The sequence below is a fragment of the Rhodanobacter sp. Root480 genome (assembly GCF_001426645.1).
GTDB lineage: Bacteria > Pseudomonadota > Gammaproteobacteria > Xanthomonadales > Rhodanobacteraceae > Rhodanobacter > Rhodanobacter ginsenosidimutans.
The window spans coordinates 659793-676866 of the sequence record NZ_LMEX01000002.1 but is presented as its reverse complement, the minus strand read 5'-3'; the positions used below and the strand labels follow the sequence as shown (position 1 = coordinate 676866).

Genomic DNA, 17074 nt, shown 5'->3' with positions numbered 1-17074 from the left:
TGCAGGAAGCGCAGCGAATTGCACGGCGCCCGGCAGACGCTTTGCGACGACCTGCATGGCAACCACAGGCATGTGCGCGTGGGGCCTGGGCGAGGTTCAGCTCAACGTTTGCCGATTGACGTTGCTGATCGACGATCAGGCTCTCTGGCCAGCCGTTTGACGGCATCGGTCATGCCGCTTGCCACACGGTCGAACAGCTCCGCGGGGAAATCCTCCGGCAAGCGCTTTGCCATGGCATCGAGTGCGCGCGGGGTACGGTCGATGAGGTCTTCGATCATCGCCGAAATACGATCGCCGAGTCCCAGGCTTTCGGCCATGCCGACCCAGTGCCAGCGATGGATGTCGTGAATCAGGTAGTGGCGGTTGTCGCCTTCCACCGCCATCGCCAGCCGCGCCTTGCGCGCATCCATGCGGTTTGCGCCGCGGCCCTGGATGGGCCAAGTGGACAGGATGTCGTATAGCGGCGTGCGTCGATAGCGCCCGCCGGCGAGCAGGGTGAGGCTGAAATTCTTGGCGTGGCCGTCGGTGGCGCCCATGATCCAGAACACTATTTGCGTCCGGAAGAAGTTCTCGCGGTCCGTGTCGGCGTTCTCGGAACCGCGCAGGACATCCATGATCTGACGAATGCCCGGGCCGCCGTCGCTTTCGTACTTGCGGTTCGGCGGCAATCCGGTGACCTGGCAGAAATCCTCCTGCGGAATGCGCAGCCAGTAGTGGCCGTCGCGTGCGCGAACGCGATCGAAGCGCTCGACGATCAGGGCCTTCTGGTCTTCAAAACGGCCAATTTCAGCATGGGCAACGGGCAGGCCGTATTCGCGCACCAAGGCCATGCAAAGCCATTCCAGTTCGACCGACATGCGCATGTCGGCCTGCACATTGCCGACCAATCCCAGGGGCAACTTGAAAATGTGGGTGGATGGCGTGGCGCCGTGCGGGATACACCAGCGTCCGCGATGCCGCAGCAGCGCGGTCTTTTCCTGCGCACCGGCAATCGACAGGCGAAACGCGTCGTCATCGGCCGTTTGGCCCGGATATCGGGACAGCGTGGTGTTGCGCAATACATCCGCGACCCCCGCTTCGTTGAGCGACGTGGCCTCGATGTGGCGGATGTCGCCCGGGTCCACTCCTGCGGGCAACAACTGGATGGCGCCGACGCAGTCGCGGCCGATCGCCGCGAGCAGGTCGAAGGGGGTCGTGGAGCGCGCGCCATGGCGATCGCGCAAGCGTTGCAGGATGCGCTCGTTGTCCGGAATCAGGTTCTCGAAATAGGCCGCGACCTTGTCGCCGCGCAAGACCGGTATGTCATTGCTGCGTCCATGGGCGTGTCCGAACGGCAGCGACAGTGACAACGGGCGTCCTGCTTCGGACTGGATCCAGCCGGCGTCGTAGGTCAGCCGATCGGCGGCACCTTTGGAGCGTTCCCAGGTGCCGACGTACTGGCCGTTCATCCATAGGTCCAGGGCCAGCGAGCGCGGCGTGGTTACCACTCCGGCGCGCCTGCGTCGCGCAAGTTCATTGTGGGTTTGTCCTGCACAAGCAGTTCGAGCCCCAGCACCTGGCATAACCGGTGGATCCGGTCGAACGAGACCCGGGCGGCATTGTTCTCCAGCTTGGATACGGCTTGGGTACTGATGCCGAGTTGCCGGGCGATATCGGTTTGGGTCAGACCGCGATTCAGCCGGGCACTACGCAGAATATCGCCCAACTGAGTGGGAAGGAGGATTGGCGTCGAATGCATGCACTTCAACCTATAGGTTGATATGGTGATGTTCAACTTACAGGTTTAAATGCGGCATTTCAACCCTTGGGTTGAAATTATGCAGACAAGCCTCGCGCCGCGATATCCCGCGCCACCGCTTCCGCCACCTTGATCCCATCCACGGCGGCGGAAAGAATGCCGCCGGCATACCCGGCACCTTCGCCGGCGGGATACAAGCCGCGGGTGTTGAGGCTTTGCAGGTTGTCGTTGTCGCGGGTGATGCGCACGGGTGAGGACGTGCGGGTTTCGACGCCGGTGAGGATGGCGTCCGGCATCGCGTAACCGCGGATCTGCCGTTCGAACGCGGGCAGCGCTTCGCGGATGGCGGCGATGGCGTAATCGGGCAGCGCGCCGTCCAGGTTGCCCAGCGTCACGCCAGGTTGATACGACGGCTGCACGTCGCCGAAGTCGCGCGACGCGCGGCCGGCCAGGAAATCACCCACGAGCTGCGCGGGAGCACTGTAGTTTTCACCGCCCAGGACATAGGCGTGACTCTCCAGCGCGCGCTGCAAGGCGATGCCGGCCAGCGGGCCTTCGCCATACGGCGCGAAATCGGCGGGCTCGATGCCGACCACCACGGCGGCGTTCGCGTTGCGCTCGTTGCGCGAGTACTGGCTCATGCCGTTGGTGACCACGCGGCCGGGCTCGCTGGTGGCCGCGACCACGGTGCCGCCGGGGCACATGCAGAAGCTGTAGACCGAGCGTCCGCCTTTGCCGTGATGCACCAGCTTGTAGTCGGCCGCGCCGAGCATCGGATGACCGGCCTGCGGCCCGAAGCGGGCGCGGTCGATCACCGACTGCGGATGCTCGATGCGGAAGCCGATGGAGAAGGGTTTGGCTTCAAGATACACGCCGCGTGCATGCAGCATCTCGAAGGTGTCGCGGGCGCTGTGGCCCAGCGCCAGCACCACGTGATCGGCGCGGATCTGCTCGCCGCTGGCCAGCGCGACGCCACGGATCCGCTGTTGGCCATCCGCACCCGCTTCCAGCAGCAGATCATCCACGCGCTGGCTGAAGCGGATCTCGCCGCCCAGCGACTCGATCGTGGTGCGCATGTTCTCCACCATCGACACCAGCCGGAACGTGCCGATGTGCGGCTTGCTGACGTAGAGGATTTCCTCCGGCGCGCCCGCCTTGACGAATTCGGTCAGCACCTTGCGGCCGTGGTGCAGCGGGTCGCGGATCTGGCTGTGCAGCTTTCCGTCGGAAAACGTGCCCGCGCCGCCCTCGCCGAACTGCACGTTGGATTCCGGATGCAGCTCGCGCTTGCGCCACAGATCCCACGTGTCTTTGGTGCGCTCGCGCACTTCCTTGCCGCGGTCCAGGATGATCGGGCGAAAACCCATCTGCGCCAGGATCAACCCCGCGAACAGACCGCAGGGCCCGAAGCCGATCACCAGCGGACGGTGTTCGATTCGCGGTGGCGCCTTGGCCACGAAGTGGTAATTCGTATCCGGCGTGGGTCGTACATGCGTGTCGTCGGCGAAGCGCTGCAGCAGTTCGGCTTCGCGCGGCGTGTCGATATCCAGTGCATAGATCAGCACGATCGCGCCGCGCTTGCGCGCATCGTAGCCGCGCCGCGCCACCTGGTAACCGGTGAGGTCGGCCGCCTCGATGCCCAGCCGCCTGAGCAGCGCGGCGGTGAGTGCCGCCTCGCTGTGGTCGAGCGGCAGCTTGAGGTCGGTCAATCGCAACATGGGTAAATCCGGCGCATGGGTACTGCATTTTCGCAGATGTGGGTGGGGTGGGATCAAAGCGCCCCTCACCCCAACCCTCTCCCCGGACGTCGTCGGAGGAGAGGGAGCAGGGCTTACGCCTGGCCGACGAAATCCATCTTGCCGATCTCCGTGCCCGCCTCGCGCAGGATGTTGTACGCGGTGGTGCAGTGGAAAAAGACGTTCGGGATCAGGAAGTGCAACAGGTACGTCTGGCCTTCGAAATTCAATTCGCCGCTGCGCATTTTCAGCTGGATAGCGCGGGTTTCGCTGCCGTCGATCTGCTCGGGCTTGAAACTTTTGATGTAGTCGGTGGCGCGCGCAATGCGGTCGTACGCCTGCTCCAGCGTGGTTTCGTTGTCCTCGAAGCTCTGCGGTTCCACGCCGGCCAACCGGGCCATGCCGCGGGTCGCCATGTCGCAGGCAATCTGGATCTGCTTGATCAGCGGCAGCATGTCGATGATCAGCCGCGTTTGCAGCAGGGCTTCATCGGTGACGTTCTTGGCCTTGGCGTGGGCCTCGCCTTTTTTCAGCACATGGGTGAGGTTGCCCAGGGCGCGGATGAAGACGGGGGCGGAGGCTTGGTACATGGACAGGGTCATGGTTGTTCCTGGGTTTCGTGGAGAAGGGGCACGGCCACCGCCGGCGGTGGATGCCGGGTGACGCGGGCGGCAATCACCAGGCCCACCAGCATCAGCGTGGCCGAAAGCACGAAGGCTACACCGGGCAGGTGGATCGACGCGGAGGGCGCGATCGACAGCGCGAAAACCTGCGCGAAAAGATACGGTCCGAAGATGCCCGCGAAACTGCCGAGACTGCCGATCGCGCCCTGCAGCCGGCCCTGTTCGGAGGGCTCCACATGCTGGGTCATGATCGACTGGATCGGCGGCATCGCCAGTCCCCACAGCGCCAGCAACGGGACGCCGAACAGGAACACGCTGCCGCTGTCAGCCACACCCATCACCAGGAACGCGCCGACGCCGAACGCCATGCCGGCCAGCAACACGCGGCGCTCGCCGAAGCGCGGCGCCAGCTTGCCGGTCAGCACCGCCTGCACGAAACCGTCGCAGGCGCCGACCAGCATCAGCACATAGCCCACCGCCTGCGGGCCCCAGCTGTAGCGGTAATCCGCGTACAGCACGAACACCGTCTGCAACACGTAATGCGCCAGGTAAACCAGAAACAGCACCACCGCCAGCCCGAATACTTGCGGCTGGCGGCGCAGCAGCTTCAGCGCCCCGAACGGGTGCGCGCTGTGCAGTTCGATGCGTGCGGTGCGACGTTCCTTCGGCAACGACTCGGGCAGGATGAAGCAGCCGTACAGGAAGTTGCACAGCGCCAGCCCCGCCGCCACCCAGAACGGCAGCCGCAACGCGATGCCGCCCAGAAAGCCACCCAGCCCCGGTCCGATGATGAAGCCCAGCCCGAACGCGCTGCCCAGGATGCCGAACGCGGCCGCGCGCTTCTCCTTGGGCGTGATGTCCGCGATATAGGCATTGGCGGTGCTGAAGCTGGCCGCGGTCATACCCAGCAGGATGCGCGCCACGAACAGCAGCCACAGCGTGGGCGCCAGCGCCAACACCACGAAATCCACCGCCAGGCCGAGATTGGAGATGAGGATCACCGGCCGCCGTCCGAAGCGGTCCGACAACGCGCCCTGCACCGGCGAAAACACGAACTGCACGATCGCGAACACCGTGCTGAAAATGCCTACCCACCACGCGGCCTTGGCAATGCCGCCGCCGGCCAGCTGCTCGATCAGGTGCGGCAACACCGGGATGATGATGCCGAACGCCAGCATGTCCAGCAGCACGGTGACGTAGATGAAGGCCAGCGCGGCGCGATGGCGAGTGGCGGTCGGCGGGTTCATGGGGTGGCGCAGGAAAAGAAGCGCACGATAGCGGAATCATGGCGGCATGGCGCGCATTCGCCATCCGCGCCGTACGCTCGCATGTGGATGCTGCCCGACTGTTCAGCGTGGCGGCTGGGCCAGTTCCTTCGCACTCAGCGAGCCGTCGCCGTTGCGGTCCAGCCGGTGGAATTGTGCGGCGAGGTCGGCCTGGAACGCCGCCAGGCTGCGCGGCGTTTGGCGCGGGCCGGGCGGCAGTTCATCGGCATCGAGCACGTTGTCGCCGTTGCGGTCCATGCGGCGAAAGCCGGCGCTCAGGTAGCCCACGTATTCCGCCTCACTGATGCGGCCGTCACCGCTCGCATCGATCATGGCCAGATACCCGGACGGCGTGGCCGGATAGTCGCGCCCGTGCGCGGCGGCGCAGCACAGGGAAAACAGCAGGATCAGCGGCAGGGTCGGCGGTAAGCGCATCGGCGCATTGGATCAGTTTGGCCGCGCGCTTGCCATCAGCCGCCGCATTCCGCGACGCCGCGGGTCGGGGTGGGCTGCGTGGCGTCCAGCGTGGCCACCCGATCGCGGCCGGCGTTCTTGGCCGCGTAAAGCGCGCGGTCGGCGCGTCGAACCAGGGCGCCGGGGCCTTTGTCTTCCGCCTGCCGCACGGCGACGCCGATCGATATCGTTACCGTTTGCGGCTCGCCATCCAGTGTCACCTGGATGCCGGACACCGTCGTGCGCAACCGTTCGGCCAGCGTCAGCGCGTCGTCGATGCCGGTACCGGGCAGCAGCACCAGAAACTCCTCGCCGCCCACGCGGCCGAGCACGTCGTCCGCGCGCAGACACTGGCTGATACCGCGGGCCAGCGCAGCCAGCATGCGGTCACCGCCGGCGTGGCCGAAGCGGTCGTTGATCGTCTTGAAGTGGTCGATGTCGATCATCAACACCGCGCCGGAATGCGGTGAAGTCTGCTGGAAAAGCCGCTGCGCCATCTCGTCCAGCGCAAACCGGTTGAGCATGCCGGTGAGCGCATCGGTGCGCGCCAGGCGCCGCAATTCCGCCTGCGCGAGTTCGTTGTACATCAGCAGGAACCCGACGCTGGCGAATACCGGCTCCATCGCGCTGTAGATCATCTGCGCGATATTGCCCGGCGTGGCGGCCAGCAGGCCAGGTGTCGGCACGTCGCCGAATATCAACTCGCACACGCGGAAAAACCAGCCCGCCGTTGCACCCAGCAACACCAGCAGCATCACCCGCTGCGCGGTCGACCCGCCCGGTCGCAGCGCATGCCGCAGCGGCCACAGCAACAACAGCAGGAAGCCGCCCAGCGACACGGTCGCGATATACACCCGCATCGGGTAATCCGGTTTCACCTGGGCGAACCACACGATGCCGAGCCAGCCGCTGATGCCGATGGCCGCCAGCAGGCCGCGTCGCGGCGGCACGCCCAGCAGCAGGCGCAAGGCGCGCGTCGTCTCGGCGTAGGAGATCATCAATACGCCGTTGGCCAGCACGATCGACAGCCAGCCGCTGATCTGGTCGCGCGCACCCATCAGCGCCCAGCCCAGCGCCTGCAACACCAGCACCGTGCCCCAGATGCGCAGGCTCTGGCGCGCCACGCCGGTGTAGGCGCGGGTGGCGGCAAGCAGCAAAGGCGCCAGCAGCAAGGCCTGCAGCGCGCCGACCAGGCTCAGGGTGACCAGATCAATGTGCACAGTGGGGAGGGGTCAGGGCGGCCGTGCTACAGCCGGTGGCTCCTCATCGGCCGGTGCCGGAAACTCTTCAGTGATGGCCGCCCTGCAGGCCGATGAACTGCAGAAACTCCATCCGTGTGCGGGCGTCGTCGCGGAACGAGCCCAGCATCTGGCTGGTGACCATCGACACGCCGCGCTTGTGCACGCCGCGGGTGGTCATGCATTCGTGGCTGGCGTCGATCACCACCGCCACGCCGGCCGGCTGCAGGGTTTCCTGGATGCAGTGGGCGATCTGCGCGGTGAGCTTCTCCTGCACCTGCAGCCGCCGTGCGAAACCGTCGACCACGCGCGCCAGCTTGCTGATGCCGACCACGCGGTTGGTCGGCATGTAGCCGACATGGGCGCGGCCGATGATCGGCGCCAGGTGATGCTCGCAGTGGCTTTCAAACTGGATATCGCGCAGCACCACCATCTGGTCGTAACCGCCCACCTCCTCGAAGGTGCGCAGCAGGAACTCGGCCGGATCGGATTCGTAGCCGGAAAACCAGTCGCGGTAAGCCTTGGCCACACGCTTGGGCGTGTCGATCAGACCCTCCCGCGCGGGATCGTCGCCGGCCCAGCGCAGCAGGGTGCGGACTGCCTCTTCGGCCTGCTCGCGGGTGACATCGGGTTGGTTGGCGTGGTCGCTCATGCCGGATCCTTGAATGATCGAGCGGGCAGTTTACCCGCATGCGGGCCGGGTCTGGCCGTGGCGTGCCCGCCGCGGGGTGTGATCCGCGGGGTACGTGCCCTCAATCGTCGCCCGCGTCCTCGGTGCCATCGTCCAAGGCTGGCATGTCTTCCAGCAACGCCTCGCCGGCGCCGCCGGACAAGGATTCCACGTCGCGCAGTTTGCGTTCGATGGCGCGGGTGCGCTGGCCGGCGCTGTCGATGCTGTTGCGGGCGGCGTCGAGTTGTTTGCGGGTTCGGTCCAGCACCGTGCCGAACTTGCCGAATTCGTTCTTTACCGCGCCGAGGATTTTCCAGACCTCGCTGGAGCGTTTGGCGATGGCCAGGGTGCGGAAGCCCATCTGCAGGCTGTTGAGCAGGGCGCTCAGCGTGGTGGGGCCGGCGACGGTGACGCGGTGCTCGCGTTGCAGGTTTTCGAACAGGCCGGGGCGGCGGATCACTTCGGCGTAGAGGCCTTCGGTGGGCAGGTACAGCACGGCGAAATCGGTGGTGTGCGGCGGCGCCACGTATTTGCCGTGGATGCGTTTGGCCTCCTCGCGCACGCGCAGTTCGAGTGCGCGCCCGGCGGCCAGCGCGCCTTCGGCGTCGGAGACCTCCTGCGCGTCGAGCAGGCGCTGGTAATCCTCGACCGGGAATTTCGCGTCGATCGGCAGGTAGACGTGGTCGCCTTCGTCCTGGCCCGGCATGCGGATGGCGAACTCCACCCGGTCGTTGCTGCCCGGAATGGTGATGACGTTGGAGGCGTACTGCTCGGCGGTGAGCATGTCCTCGAGCAGTGCGCCCAGCTGCACCTCGCCGAAGATGCCGCGTTTCTTCACGTTGGTCAGCACGCGCTTGAGGTCGCCTACACCGGTGGCCAGGTTCTGCATTTCGCCCAGGCCGCGCTGCACCGCTTCGAGTCGTTCGGACACCAGCTTGAACGATTCGCCCAGGCGCGTTTCCAGCGTGGCGTGCAGTTTTTCATCGACGGTGGCGCGCATCTGTTCGAGTTTCGCGGCGTTGTCCTGCTGGATCGCGCCAAGCTTGGCCTCCAGCGTGGCGCGCATCTCGCCCATGCGTTTTTCGTTGTCGGCGGTGAGCGCGGCCAGCCGCTGCTGTTGCTGTTCGCCCAGCCGGTTGAGCGTGGCGGCGACTTCCTCGCGGCCCTTGCGGGCGTCGTCGATGAGGCGCTGGGTCAGGGACTGCAGGCCGTTGTCGGTGCGTTCGGTGAGCTGGGTCAGGCGCTGGCCGAAGCCTTCGATGCGCTCGGCCTGCTGTTGCGAGGCGTTGCCGAGTTGTTCACCCAGGTGGCCCCGAAAGCGGTCGAAGCCTTGCTGCAACTCCTCGCGGCCGGCGCGCTGCTCCTCGCGAAGGGTGCGTTCCACGCGAGCGCTGTCATCCTTGAGGGCGTCGAGTTTCACGCCCAGGCCGGGATCGCCGCGGCCGCGCAGCAGCGCCACCACCTGAAGCAGCAGCACGGCGGCGACCAGCACAACGAGGAGAATCAGCAGGATCTGGATGAGCGGCATGGAACGTTTTCCCGGGTAGATGCATCCAGTGTACGTCGCGCCGTCTCACCAGCTGCGTCGGGCTTGCCGCTCCGCCGCCGTCACTAGGCGCATCATGGGCTGACGTCAGCCAGGAGAACATCATGGAATACGTACACGATTACCTGATCATCGGCGGCGGCATGGCGGCCGATGCGGCGGCCAAGGCCATTGCCGAGATCGAGCGCGGCGCGAATATCGGCATCGTGGGCGATGATGTCTCGCCGCCGTACCAGCGCCCGCCGCTGAGCAAGGCGTTGTGGAAGGGCGACAAGTCGCCGGCGGACATCGACCTGGCCACGGCGAAGACCGGGGCGAGCTTCCACCTGGGCCGGCGCATCGTCTCGCTGGATCGCGCGGCCCACGTGGCGCGCGACGAACAGGGTGATACCTATCGCTATCGCCGCCTGTTGCTGGCCACGGGCGCCACGCCGCGCGCGCTGGGCTTCGATGGCGGCGAGCGGCTGATCGATTTCCGCACCCTGGCCGACTACGAGGCGTTGCGCCGCTATGCGAAACCCGGCGCGCACATCGCGGTGATCGGCGGCGGCTTCATCGGCAGCGAACTGGCCGCGTCGCTTTGCGGCATCGGCTGCAAGGTAACGATGCTGTTTCCCGGCAAGTCGATCGGCGCGGGCCGCTACCCGGACGGGTTGTGCAGTTATCTCGATGCCTACTATCGCGAGCACGGCGTCGAACTGCGTGCGGGCACCAAGGTGACTGGCGGTCGCGCCGTCGACGGTGGCGTGGAGCTGGAGCTGTCCGAAGGCGGCACCTTGCGTGTGGACGCGGTGGTGGCCGGCATCGGCGTGACACCGGACACCGCCCTGGCCGAACAGGCGGGCCTGACCGTCGACAACGGCATCGTGGTGGATGCGCAGTTGCGCAGCAGCGACGCGGATATCTGGGCCGCCGGCGACGTGGCCAATTTCCACAGCGTGGCGCTGGACCGGCGCATGCGGGTGGAACACGAGGATGCCGCCATCGGCATGGGCCGGCACGCCGGTCGCGCCATGGCCGGCGTCGCCGAGGATTACGTCAGCCAACCGTTCTTCTACTCGGACCTGTTCGACCTGGGCTACGAGGCGGTGGGCCTGCTCGACACCCGGCTGCAGGTGGTCGAGGACTGGCGCGAGCCCAACCGCGAGGGCGTGATCTATTACCTCGACGGTGGCCGCGTACGCGGCGTGCTGCTGTGGAACGTGTGGGATCAGGTCGACGCCGCCCGCGCCTTGCTGGCCGAACCCGGCCCGTTCGACGCGGCGAGTCTGCGCGGGCGATTGCCAGCTGCGGGCTGAGGCGCACCTCAGCCGCCGCGACGGGCAAGCCGCAGCTGGCGGCGCAGGTAGCGCAGCGTGTGTTGTTCAAGCTGGCGCGGATGGGCCGCCACGGTGGGCGCGATGGCCTGCTGCAGGCTGCCGTCCTGCCAGCCCTGCAGGATCAGCGGGTGGATGTAGGAGGCGCGGCACACCGCCGGTGTATTGCCGAGAATCGCGGCCACCTCCTTGATCGCCGCGGCCAGCGTGCTGCGTACGGCGCGCTCTCCGCCGGTTTCGGGCAGCGGCGTGCGCGCCAGCACGCCGGCGGCGTTCACGGTGCCGCCCCAGGTGCGGAAGTCCTTGGCACTGAAGTCCTCGCCGCAGGCCTCATGCAGGTAGTCATTCACCTCACCCGAGTCGATCGGCTGCCGTTGGCCGTCGTCGTCCAGGTACTGGAACAGGCGTTGGCCGGGCAGTTGCTGCACGCGGCGCACGATACGCGCCAAGCGGCGGTCGCTCAGTTCCACTTCCTGCTCCTGGCCGCTCTTGCCGCGGAACGCGAAACGCAGGCGGCCGCGTTCGGCGCGTACGTGGCGCGAGCGCAAGGTGGTCAGCCCGTAGCTCTTGTTGTCGCGGGCATAGCCTTCGTTGCCGACGCGGATCAGGGTGTCGTCGAGCAACCGCACGACCAGGGCCAGCACCTTTTCGCGGGGGAGGCCGGGTCGGGCCAGGTCGCGGCGCACACGTCGGCGCAATCCCGGCAGCGCCGCACCGAAGGCCAGCACGCGATCGAACTTGCCGTGGTCGCGCAGCGCCCGCCATTGCGCGTGATAACGGTATTGCTTGCGCTGGCGCGCATCGCGTCCGGTGGCCTGCAGGTGGCCGCGCGGGCTGGCGCAGATCCACACGTCCACGTAGGCCGGCGGAATGGCCAATGCGCGGATGCGTTGGAGATGGCCTGCGTCGCGCACACAACAGCCATCGGCGTCGCGATAACTGAATCCCTTGCCGCACCGCTGCCGGCGGATGCCGGGCTGGTCGTCGTGGACGTAGACGAGGCCGGCGGCGCGCACTTCGCGGCGCAAGGCGGGGTCGATGTCATCGGGAGAGCTGGCCATGCGCGGATGGTGCGCGAGGCCACGGTCAAGCCGATGTGAGCCTTAAGGCGTCGCCTTAATCCACCCGGCAGAACACCGCTTTCAGGTAGCGCCCTTCGGGTACGTCGGTGCGGAACGGATGGTCGGCGCCGGCACCGCGCACTTCGAGCACCTGGATCTCGCGGCCGGCGTTGAGTGCCACCCGGCGCAGCATTTCCAGGAATTCGCTCTCGCCGACCAGGCCGGTGCACGAGCAGGTCAGCAGCAGGCCGCCGGGCGGGATGATGTCCAGCGCCATGCGGTTCATCGCGAAGTATTTCTTCAGCGCGTCCATCACCTTGTTGCGGTCGCGGGTGAGCTTTGCCGGATCCAGGATCACCGCGTCGTACTGTTCGCCGCGCGCCACCGCGGCACGCACCCAGTCGAAGATGTCGGCCTGCTCGAACGTCACCGCCACGTTGTTGGCCTGCGCATTCGCGCGGGCGACGTCGAGGATGCCCGCGTCCAGATCCACGCCCACCGCCTCGCGTGCGCCGGCCGCCATTGCATGCACGGCGAAGCCGCCGGCGTTGCAGCACAGGTCGAGTACGCGGCGACCCTTGGCCAGCTCGGCGAAGCGCTTGCGGTTGTCGCGCTGGTCGGCGAAGAAGCCGGTCTTGTGGCCGGAGCCGGGCGCAGCGTGGAAGCGCAAGCCGTGCTCGTGCACTTCGAACGCGGCGGGAACGTCGGGGCTGCGGCAGTCGAAGGATTCCTGCTTCTGCACGTGTGATTCGGCGAACCAGTACAACTGCGCGCCGGGGAAATGCGTGAGCAGCGCGGCGTGGATGGCCTCGCGGAACTTCCACATGCCAGCGGCGAAATACTCGATCACCAGCACGTCGGCGTAGCGGTCGACGATCAGGCCGGAAAGCCCGTCGCCCTCGCTGTGCACCACGCGCCAGGCGTCGCTGACCTTGTCCAGTTGCAACCAGTCGCGACGCAGCTGTACGGCGCGGGCGATGCGCGCGGCGACCCATGCGGCGTCGACGGTTTCATCCGGATGCGTTTCCAGCAGGCGCAGTGCGATGCGCGCGTGGCCGTTCCAGAACGCGCGGCCCACGAATCGGCCCTTCGCGTCCTGCACCTCAACCACGCTGCCTGGCGGCAGTTTCGACTCGGGCTTGTAGATCTGTGCCGACCACACCCACGGATGGCCGGGGCTGCGGTCGGATTTCAGGCGGATGACGGGGAGCGTGGCGGGAGCATTCATCCGCCCATGATAGCTGGTGGCCGGGTGCCAGCTGCGCTGCGCGAAGTGCTCAGTCAGCCTGGACCACCGCCAACTCGTTGCCATGCGGGTCGAGGAACTGGAAGCGCCGGCCGCCGGGGAAGGCGAAGATCGGGCGCACGATGCTGGCGCCCGCGGCCGTCACCGCGAGCAGCGCGGCTTCGAGGTCGTCCACCGCGATCACCGGCAGCGGCGCGCGGGTGGCCTCGGCCGGATCGCCCTGCAGGCCGACGTCCACGTCGCCGGTCATGGTCGCCGCGTAGCTGGGGCCGAAATCCGTCAGTTCCCAGCCGAAGGCCTGGCTGTAGAACGTCCTGGAGGCCGCGATGTCGCTGGCCGGCAGTTCGATGTAGTTGGGACGTGCCATCACGGGTTCTCCGGGGTTGAACGCATCAGCGCAATCGCAACACCAGCCACGACAGCAGCGCCAGCAGGTTGATGCCCAGCCGCGAGACCGACGGCCCGGCCACCGCAAGCACGAAACCCTGCGAGCCGACATGCCAGTCGATGCCCAGCCGCGGGGTCGCCTGCAAGGTGGCAAACACATTGACGAAGGCACCACTGTGCAGCGCATAGCTGAACACCGGCGTGGCGATCAGCGGCAATTGCAGCAGTTGCGCCCAGCGTGAAAGCCGCACGCCCTGTTCGCTGCCCTCCACCAGCAGCACGCCGGCCACCAGCACGAAGGTGAACACGGCCAGGCCGATCAGCGCCAGCACGCTGTCATGGGAGCCGAGCGGCAGCAGGCGGTTCAACATCTTCACCGCGCCGTACAGGCCGCCAGCGATTTCGAAGATGCCGATCAGGCGGAACAGAAGAGTGCGCACGCTTGGGTCCTGTCCAGAAAAGACGACGAGCTTAGCCGATGCCGCAGCGGGCGGTTACGCGATCAACACGCCGCTGGGTTCCTCGACGATGAGGTGCGGCACGAAGCGGGCGGTGTCCTTGGTAATCAGCGAACTGTCCTCGCGGATACCGATGCCGCAAGCGCGATCGCCGACCACCCAACTGCCGATCAGCGGGTAATGGCCGTCGAAGCGGGGCAGCGGATGGCAGGCCTGGCGGATGCTCGCGCCATGCAGGTAGGGTCCGTCGGTACGCAGCTCGCGGCCGTCGTCCAGGTGCATCGCGATATTGGCGCCTTCGCGCGAGTGCAGCGGCTTGCGCACCCAGCCGCGCGGCAACGCGCCGCCGTTGTCGAACTCGGCCGGCAGCAGGTTGGGGTGGCCGCGGTGCGCGTCCCACAGCAGCGGCAGGATGCCCTTGTTGCTGAGCAGCGCCTTCCACGGCGGCTCGATCAGCTGCAGGCCGGAACGCGGCAGGTGCTGGCCGAACGATTCGCGGAACATGTCTTCCAGCGGATACAGCTTGAACAGGCAGCCGATCACGTTGTCGTCCAGATCGGTGAAACGGCCGTCATCGGAGACGCCGACGTCCTCGATCGCCAGCGCGCCGCATTCGATGCCGGCCTGCAGCGCGCAGTCACGCAGGTAATCCACGGTGCCCTGGTCTTCCATCGAGTCGCGTACCGCGGCGAAATGGAACGGCCGCGCGATGGTGCGCGCGATGGTGCCGAACGCTTCCACCAGGGTTTCGTAAATCGAATTGAACTGGTCGCTGCCGGCGGGCAACTGGCCACGTGCCAGCTGGTCTTCCAGCCATTGCCACTGGAAGAACGCCGCCTCGAACAGCGAGGTCGGGGTGTCGTAGTTCAGCTCGTACAGCTTGGCCGGGCCGCTGCCGTCGTAGGCGAAATCCATGCGGCCGTACAGGTGCGGCTGGCGGTCGCGCCAGCTCTGCGCGATCCAGTCGCGGTACGGCTCGGGGATCGCCAGCTGCTGCATGTGTTCTTCGCTGCCGACGATACGGTCGACCATGTCCAGCGCCATCGTGTGCAGCTCTTCGGTGGGCGCTTCGAGATCATCCTCGATCTCGCGCAGGCTGAACGCGTAATACGCCGACTCGTCCCAGTACGGCGCATCGTCGATGGTGTGGAAACCGAAGCCGCACGCGGCGGCCTTGTCGCGCCAGTCGGGGCGCTCGGCCGTGGCGACGCGGCGCATCAGCCGCCGAAGCCGCGGCTGTGGCCGGAGGTGCCGAAGCCGGAGCGGCTGGTGGTGACGGCGCGGTTTGGTGTGGCGCTGATCGGCACCATCGCCGTGCGGCTGCTGCCGCGATACACGCCGCCGGTCGCGCCGCCGGCGGCCGGGCGCTGCCAGCTGCCGCTGCTGTCGCGGAAGGCCGGGCCGCTGTTGAAACCGTTCATCGGTGCGCCGTTGCGCGACAGCATCTGCGACAGGAAGAAGCCGGTCATCAGTGGCCCGAAGAACGAATGCTGGGCACCGTCGCTGCGTTCGGCGCACTTTTCCTTGCCGTAGTTGGCCTCGCACTCCTCGCGATTGGCGAAGCGCGGCGCGGTGGTGGCGGCTTGCTGCTCGGCCTTGGCATAGGCCTGCTGGCAGGTGTAGCTGTCGTTGGTCTGCGCCACGCAGGCCTCGACCGAGGTGTACAGGCCTTCGCGCGCCGGGCTTTCGCTGTCGCAGGCGGTCAACAACAAGGGGGCCGCGCTCATCAGCAACAGGGCGGCGGTCTTGGATCGCTTCATGGGGATGCTCGGGGAAAGTATCCGGTCAAGCATGCCTGCTCGCGCGCGTGGGGGAAAGCCCGGTTTTCGCGCGCGTGGCGCTTATTCCAGATCGTCGGCCAACTCGTGCAGGTCGGCCACGTGCTGCTCCCACCAGCGCGGCTCGGCGGCGAATGGGAAGGCGGTGGGGAAGGCGGGATCGTGCCAGCGCTCGGCGATCCAGCCGGCGTAGTGCAGCTGGCGCATGGCACGCAGCGCGGGGACCAGCGCCAGCTCGCCGGGATCGAAATCGCGGAATTGCTGGTAGCCCTCGAGCAGCGCCTCCATCGCCGCATCGTCGCCGGCCAGCATCCACAGATCCTGCACCGCCGGGCCGCTGCGCGCGTCGTCGAAATCGACGAAGTGCGGGCCGTTGTCGGTCCACAACACATTGCCTGGATGGCAATCGCCGTGCAGGCGGATCTGCCGCACCGCGCCCACTGCCTCCTGTCGCTGCGCGATGGCGTTATCCAGCCGATGGGCGGCCGCGCGGTAGTTGCCTTGCAGCGATGCAGGCAACAATGTGGAGGTGAATACGGCCTGCATCGGCTGCTGCACCATCGTGTCGCGATCGAGCCGGCTGCGATGGACGAACGGCTGGCGCGCGCCCACCACGTGCATGCGGGCGATCAACCGACCCAGCCACTGCAGCTGTTCGGCCGATTCCAGTGACGGCGCCCGTCCGCCACGTCGCGGCGTCAGCGCGTAGCGAAAACCGTCGTGGTGCAGCAGCGTCTTTCCATCAAACGCCAGCGGCGCCACGACGGGTAGCTCGTCGTTCGCCAGCTCCTGCGCGAAAGTGTGCTCCTCCTCGATCGCCGCATCGCTCCAGCGACCGGGCCGGTAGAACTTGGCGATGACCGGCGTCGCCGGCGCGTCGCCCGTGGCTTCCAGTCCCACCTGCCACACGCGGTTCTCGTAGCTGTTCAACGCCAGCAACCGGCCATCGGGCCGCAGGCCGCAGGCGCCGACGGCATCGAGCACCAGGTCGGGGCTCAGCCGCGCATAGGGTGCTTGCGCGGTCATGGCGTGCCGCACGCCGAGAGGTTGGGTGGAGCGTGGCGAGGCGCGTTCAACGCGGCGCCACCACACGTGCCGGGATCACCGCCATGGTGATGCGCGAAATGCACACCAGCACGCCGTTGTCACCTTCGATGCGGATCTCCCACACCTGCGTGGTGCGGCCCAGGTGCAGCATGCGCGCGGTGCCGGTGACGGTGCCTTCGCGCACGCCGCGGACGTGGTTGGCGTTGATGTCCAGGCCGACCGCCACCTCCTTCTCCGGGTCCAGCGTCAGCATCGCCGCGGTGCTGCCCAGCGTCTCGGCCAGCACCACGGAGGCGCCCCCGTGCAGCAGTCCGTAGGGTTGGTGGGTTCGGTGGTCGACGGGCATGGTGCCCTGCAGCCAGTCGTCGCCGACGGCGGTAAAGCGGATGCCCAGGGTCTCCATCATGGTGGCCTTGCTCCAGCCGTTGATGCGGGCCAGATCGGTCGGCTGTTTCCAGATGCTCATCGTTGCTTCCTCTCGGTCGAAACCGTATTGTTGATCGCTGATATCG

General features: G+C 67.1%; 18 protein-coding genes. 1 reads left to right on the top strand and 17 read right to left on the bottom strand.

Annotation, left to right across the window (positions count from 1 at the left end; all coding sequences use genetic code 11):
• Positions 1-101: 101 nt before the first annotated feature.
• The 9 genes from ASD22_RS10070 to rmuC all read right to left on the bottom strand — a co-directional run bounded on the left by ASD22_RS10070 (position 102) and on the right by rmuC (position 9251).
• Complete coding sequence (locus ASD22_RS10070; RefSeq protein WP_056084131.1) at positions 102-1448, bottom strand: type II toxin-antitoxin system HipA family toxin; 1347 nt, start codon at positions 1446-1448, stop codon at positions 102-104.
• A 32-nt stretch (positions 1449-1480) separates the two neighbouring features.
• A complete protein-coding gene (locus tag ASD22_RS10065; RefSeq protein WP_082546030.1) occupies positions 1481-1738 on the bottom strand; it encodes a helix-turn-helix transcriptional regulator in 258 nt (85 codons plus the stop codon).
• A 77-nt stretch (positions 1739-1815) separates the two neighbouring features.
• Positions 1816-3456, bottom strand: coding sequence for an NAD(P)/FAD-dependent oxidoreductase (locus ASD22_RS10060; RefSeq protein ID WP_056082561.1), 1641 nt, complete (start codon positions 3454-3456; stop codon positions 1816-1818).
• Positions 3457-3569: 113 nt separating this feature from the next.
• Positions 3570-4076, bottom strand: a complete 507-nt coding sequence (locus tag ASD22_RS10055; protein ID WP_056082558.1) for a DUF1993 domain-containing protein — start codon at positions 4074-4076, stop codon at positions 3570-3572.
• Positions 4073-5344 carry a TCR/Tet family MFS transporter gene (locus ASD22_RS10050; protein ID WP_056082555.1) on the bottom strand — a complete coding sequence of 424 codons (1272 nt, stop codon included), beginning with the start codon at positions 5342-5344 and terminating at the stop codon, positions 4073-4075. Before ASD22_RS10050 ends, ASD22_RS10055 begins: the two co-directional genes overlap by 4 nt.
• Positions 5345-5446: 102 nt before the next feature.
• Positions 5447-5797, bottom strand: a complete 351-nt coding sequence (locus ASD22_RS10045) for a hypothetical protein (RefSeq protein ID WP_056082552.1) — start codon at positions 5795-5797, stop codon at positions 5447-5449.
• 35 nt (positions 5798-5832) lie between these two features.
• Entirely contained in the window at positions 5833-7035 is a 1203-nt protein-coding gene (locus tag ASD22_RS10040) for a GGDEF domain-containing protein (RefSeq protein ID WP_056082550.1), read from the bottom strand.
• Positions 7036-7102: 67 nt separating this feature from the next.
• Positions 7103-7705: a GTP cyclohydrolase I FolE gene (folE, locus tag ASD22_RS10035; protein ID WP_007081559.1), complete on the bottom strand. Its 603-nt coding sequence runs from the start codon at positions 7703-7705 to the stop codon at positions 7103-7105.
• 100 nt (positions 7706-7805) lie between these two features.
• Positions 7806-9251: a DNA recombination protein RmuC gene (rmuC, locus tag ASD22_RS10030; protein WP_056082547.1), complete on the bottom strand. Its 1446-nt coding sequence runs from the start codon at positions 9249-9251 to the stop codon at positions 7806-7808.
• A gap of 122 nt (positions 9252-9373) precedes the next feature.
• Between rmuC and ASD22_RS10025 the strand changes: the two genes are divergently transcribed.
• Complete coding sequence (locus ASD22_RS10025; RefSeq protein ID WP_056082544.1) at positions 9374-10567, top strand: FAD-dependent oxidoreductase; 1194 nt, start codon at positions 9374-9376, stop codon at positions 10565-10567.
• A gap of 8 nt (positions 10568-10575) precedes the next feature.
• Here ASD22_RS10025 and ASD22_RS10020 read toward each other — a convergent pair whose 3' ends face one another.
• The 8 genes from ASD22_RS10020 to ASD22_RS09985 all read right to left on the bottom strand — a co-directional run bounded on the left by ASD22_RS10020 (position 10576) and on the right by ASD22_RS09985 (position 17028).
• Positions 10576-11646, bottom strand: coding sequence for a DNA topoisomerase IB (locus ASD22_RS10020; RefSeq protein WP_056082541.1), 1071 nt, complete (start codon positions 11644-11646; stop codon positions 10576-10578).
• A gap of 55 nt (positions 11647-11701) precedes the next feature.
• Positions 11702-12874: a class I SAM-dependent rRNA methyltransferase gene (locus ASD22_RS10015; protein WP_056082538.1), complete on the bottom strand. Its 1173-nt coding sequence runs from the start codon at positions 12872-12874 to the stop codon at positions 11702-11704.
• A 49-nt stretch (positions 12875-12923) separates the two neighbouring features.
• Positions 12924-13259, bottom strand: a complete 336-nt coding sequence (locus ASD22_RS10010) for a VOC family protein (RefSeq protein ID WP_056082535.1) — start codon at positions 13257-13259, stop codon at positions 12924-12926.
• 25 nt (positions 13260-13284) lie between these two features.
• Entirely contained in the window at positions 13285-13719 is a 435-nt protein-coding gene (locus ASD22_RS10005; protein ID WP_056082532.1) for a hypothetical protein, read from the bottom strand.
• 54 nt (positions 13720-13773) lie between these two features.
• A complete protein-coding gene (locus tag ASD22_RS10000; protein WP_056082530.1) occupies positions 13774-14955 on the bottom strand; it encodes a glutathionylspermidine synthase family protein in 1182 nt (393 codons plus the stop codon).
• Positions 14955-15497 carry a DUF1190 domain-containing protein gene (locus ASD22_RS09995; RefSeq protein ID WP_056082527.1) on the bottom strand — a complete coding sequence of 181 codons (543 nt, stop codon included), beginning with the start codon at positions 15495-15497 and terminating at the stop codon, positions 14955-14957. Before ASD22_RS09995 ends, ASD22_RS10000 begins: the two co-directional genes overlap by 1 nt.
• 81 nt (positions 15498-15578) lie before the next feature.
• On the bottom strand, positions 15579-16541 hold the full coding sequence (locus ASD22_RS09990; RefSeq protein WP_056082524.1) for a serine/threonine protein kinase: 963 nt from the start codon (positions 16539-16541) through the stop codon (positions 15579-15581).
• Between the two features lie 46 nt (positions 16542-16587).
• Positions 16588-17028 carry a hotdog fold thioesterase gene (locus ASD22_RS09985; protein WP_056084129.1) on the bottom strand — a complete coding sequence of 147 codons (441 nt, stop codon included), beginning with the start codon at positions 17026-17028 and terminating at the stop codon, positions 16588-16590.
• Positions 17029-17074 lie beyond the last annotated feature (46 nt).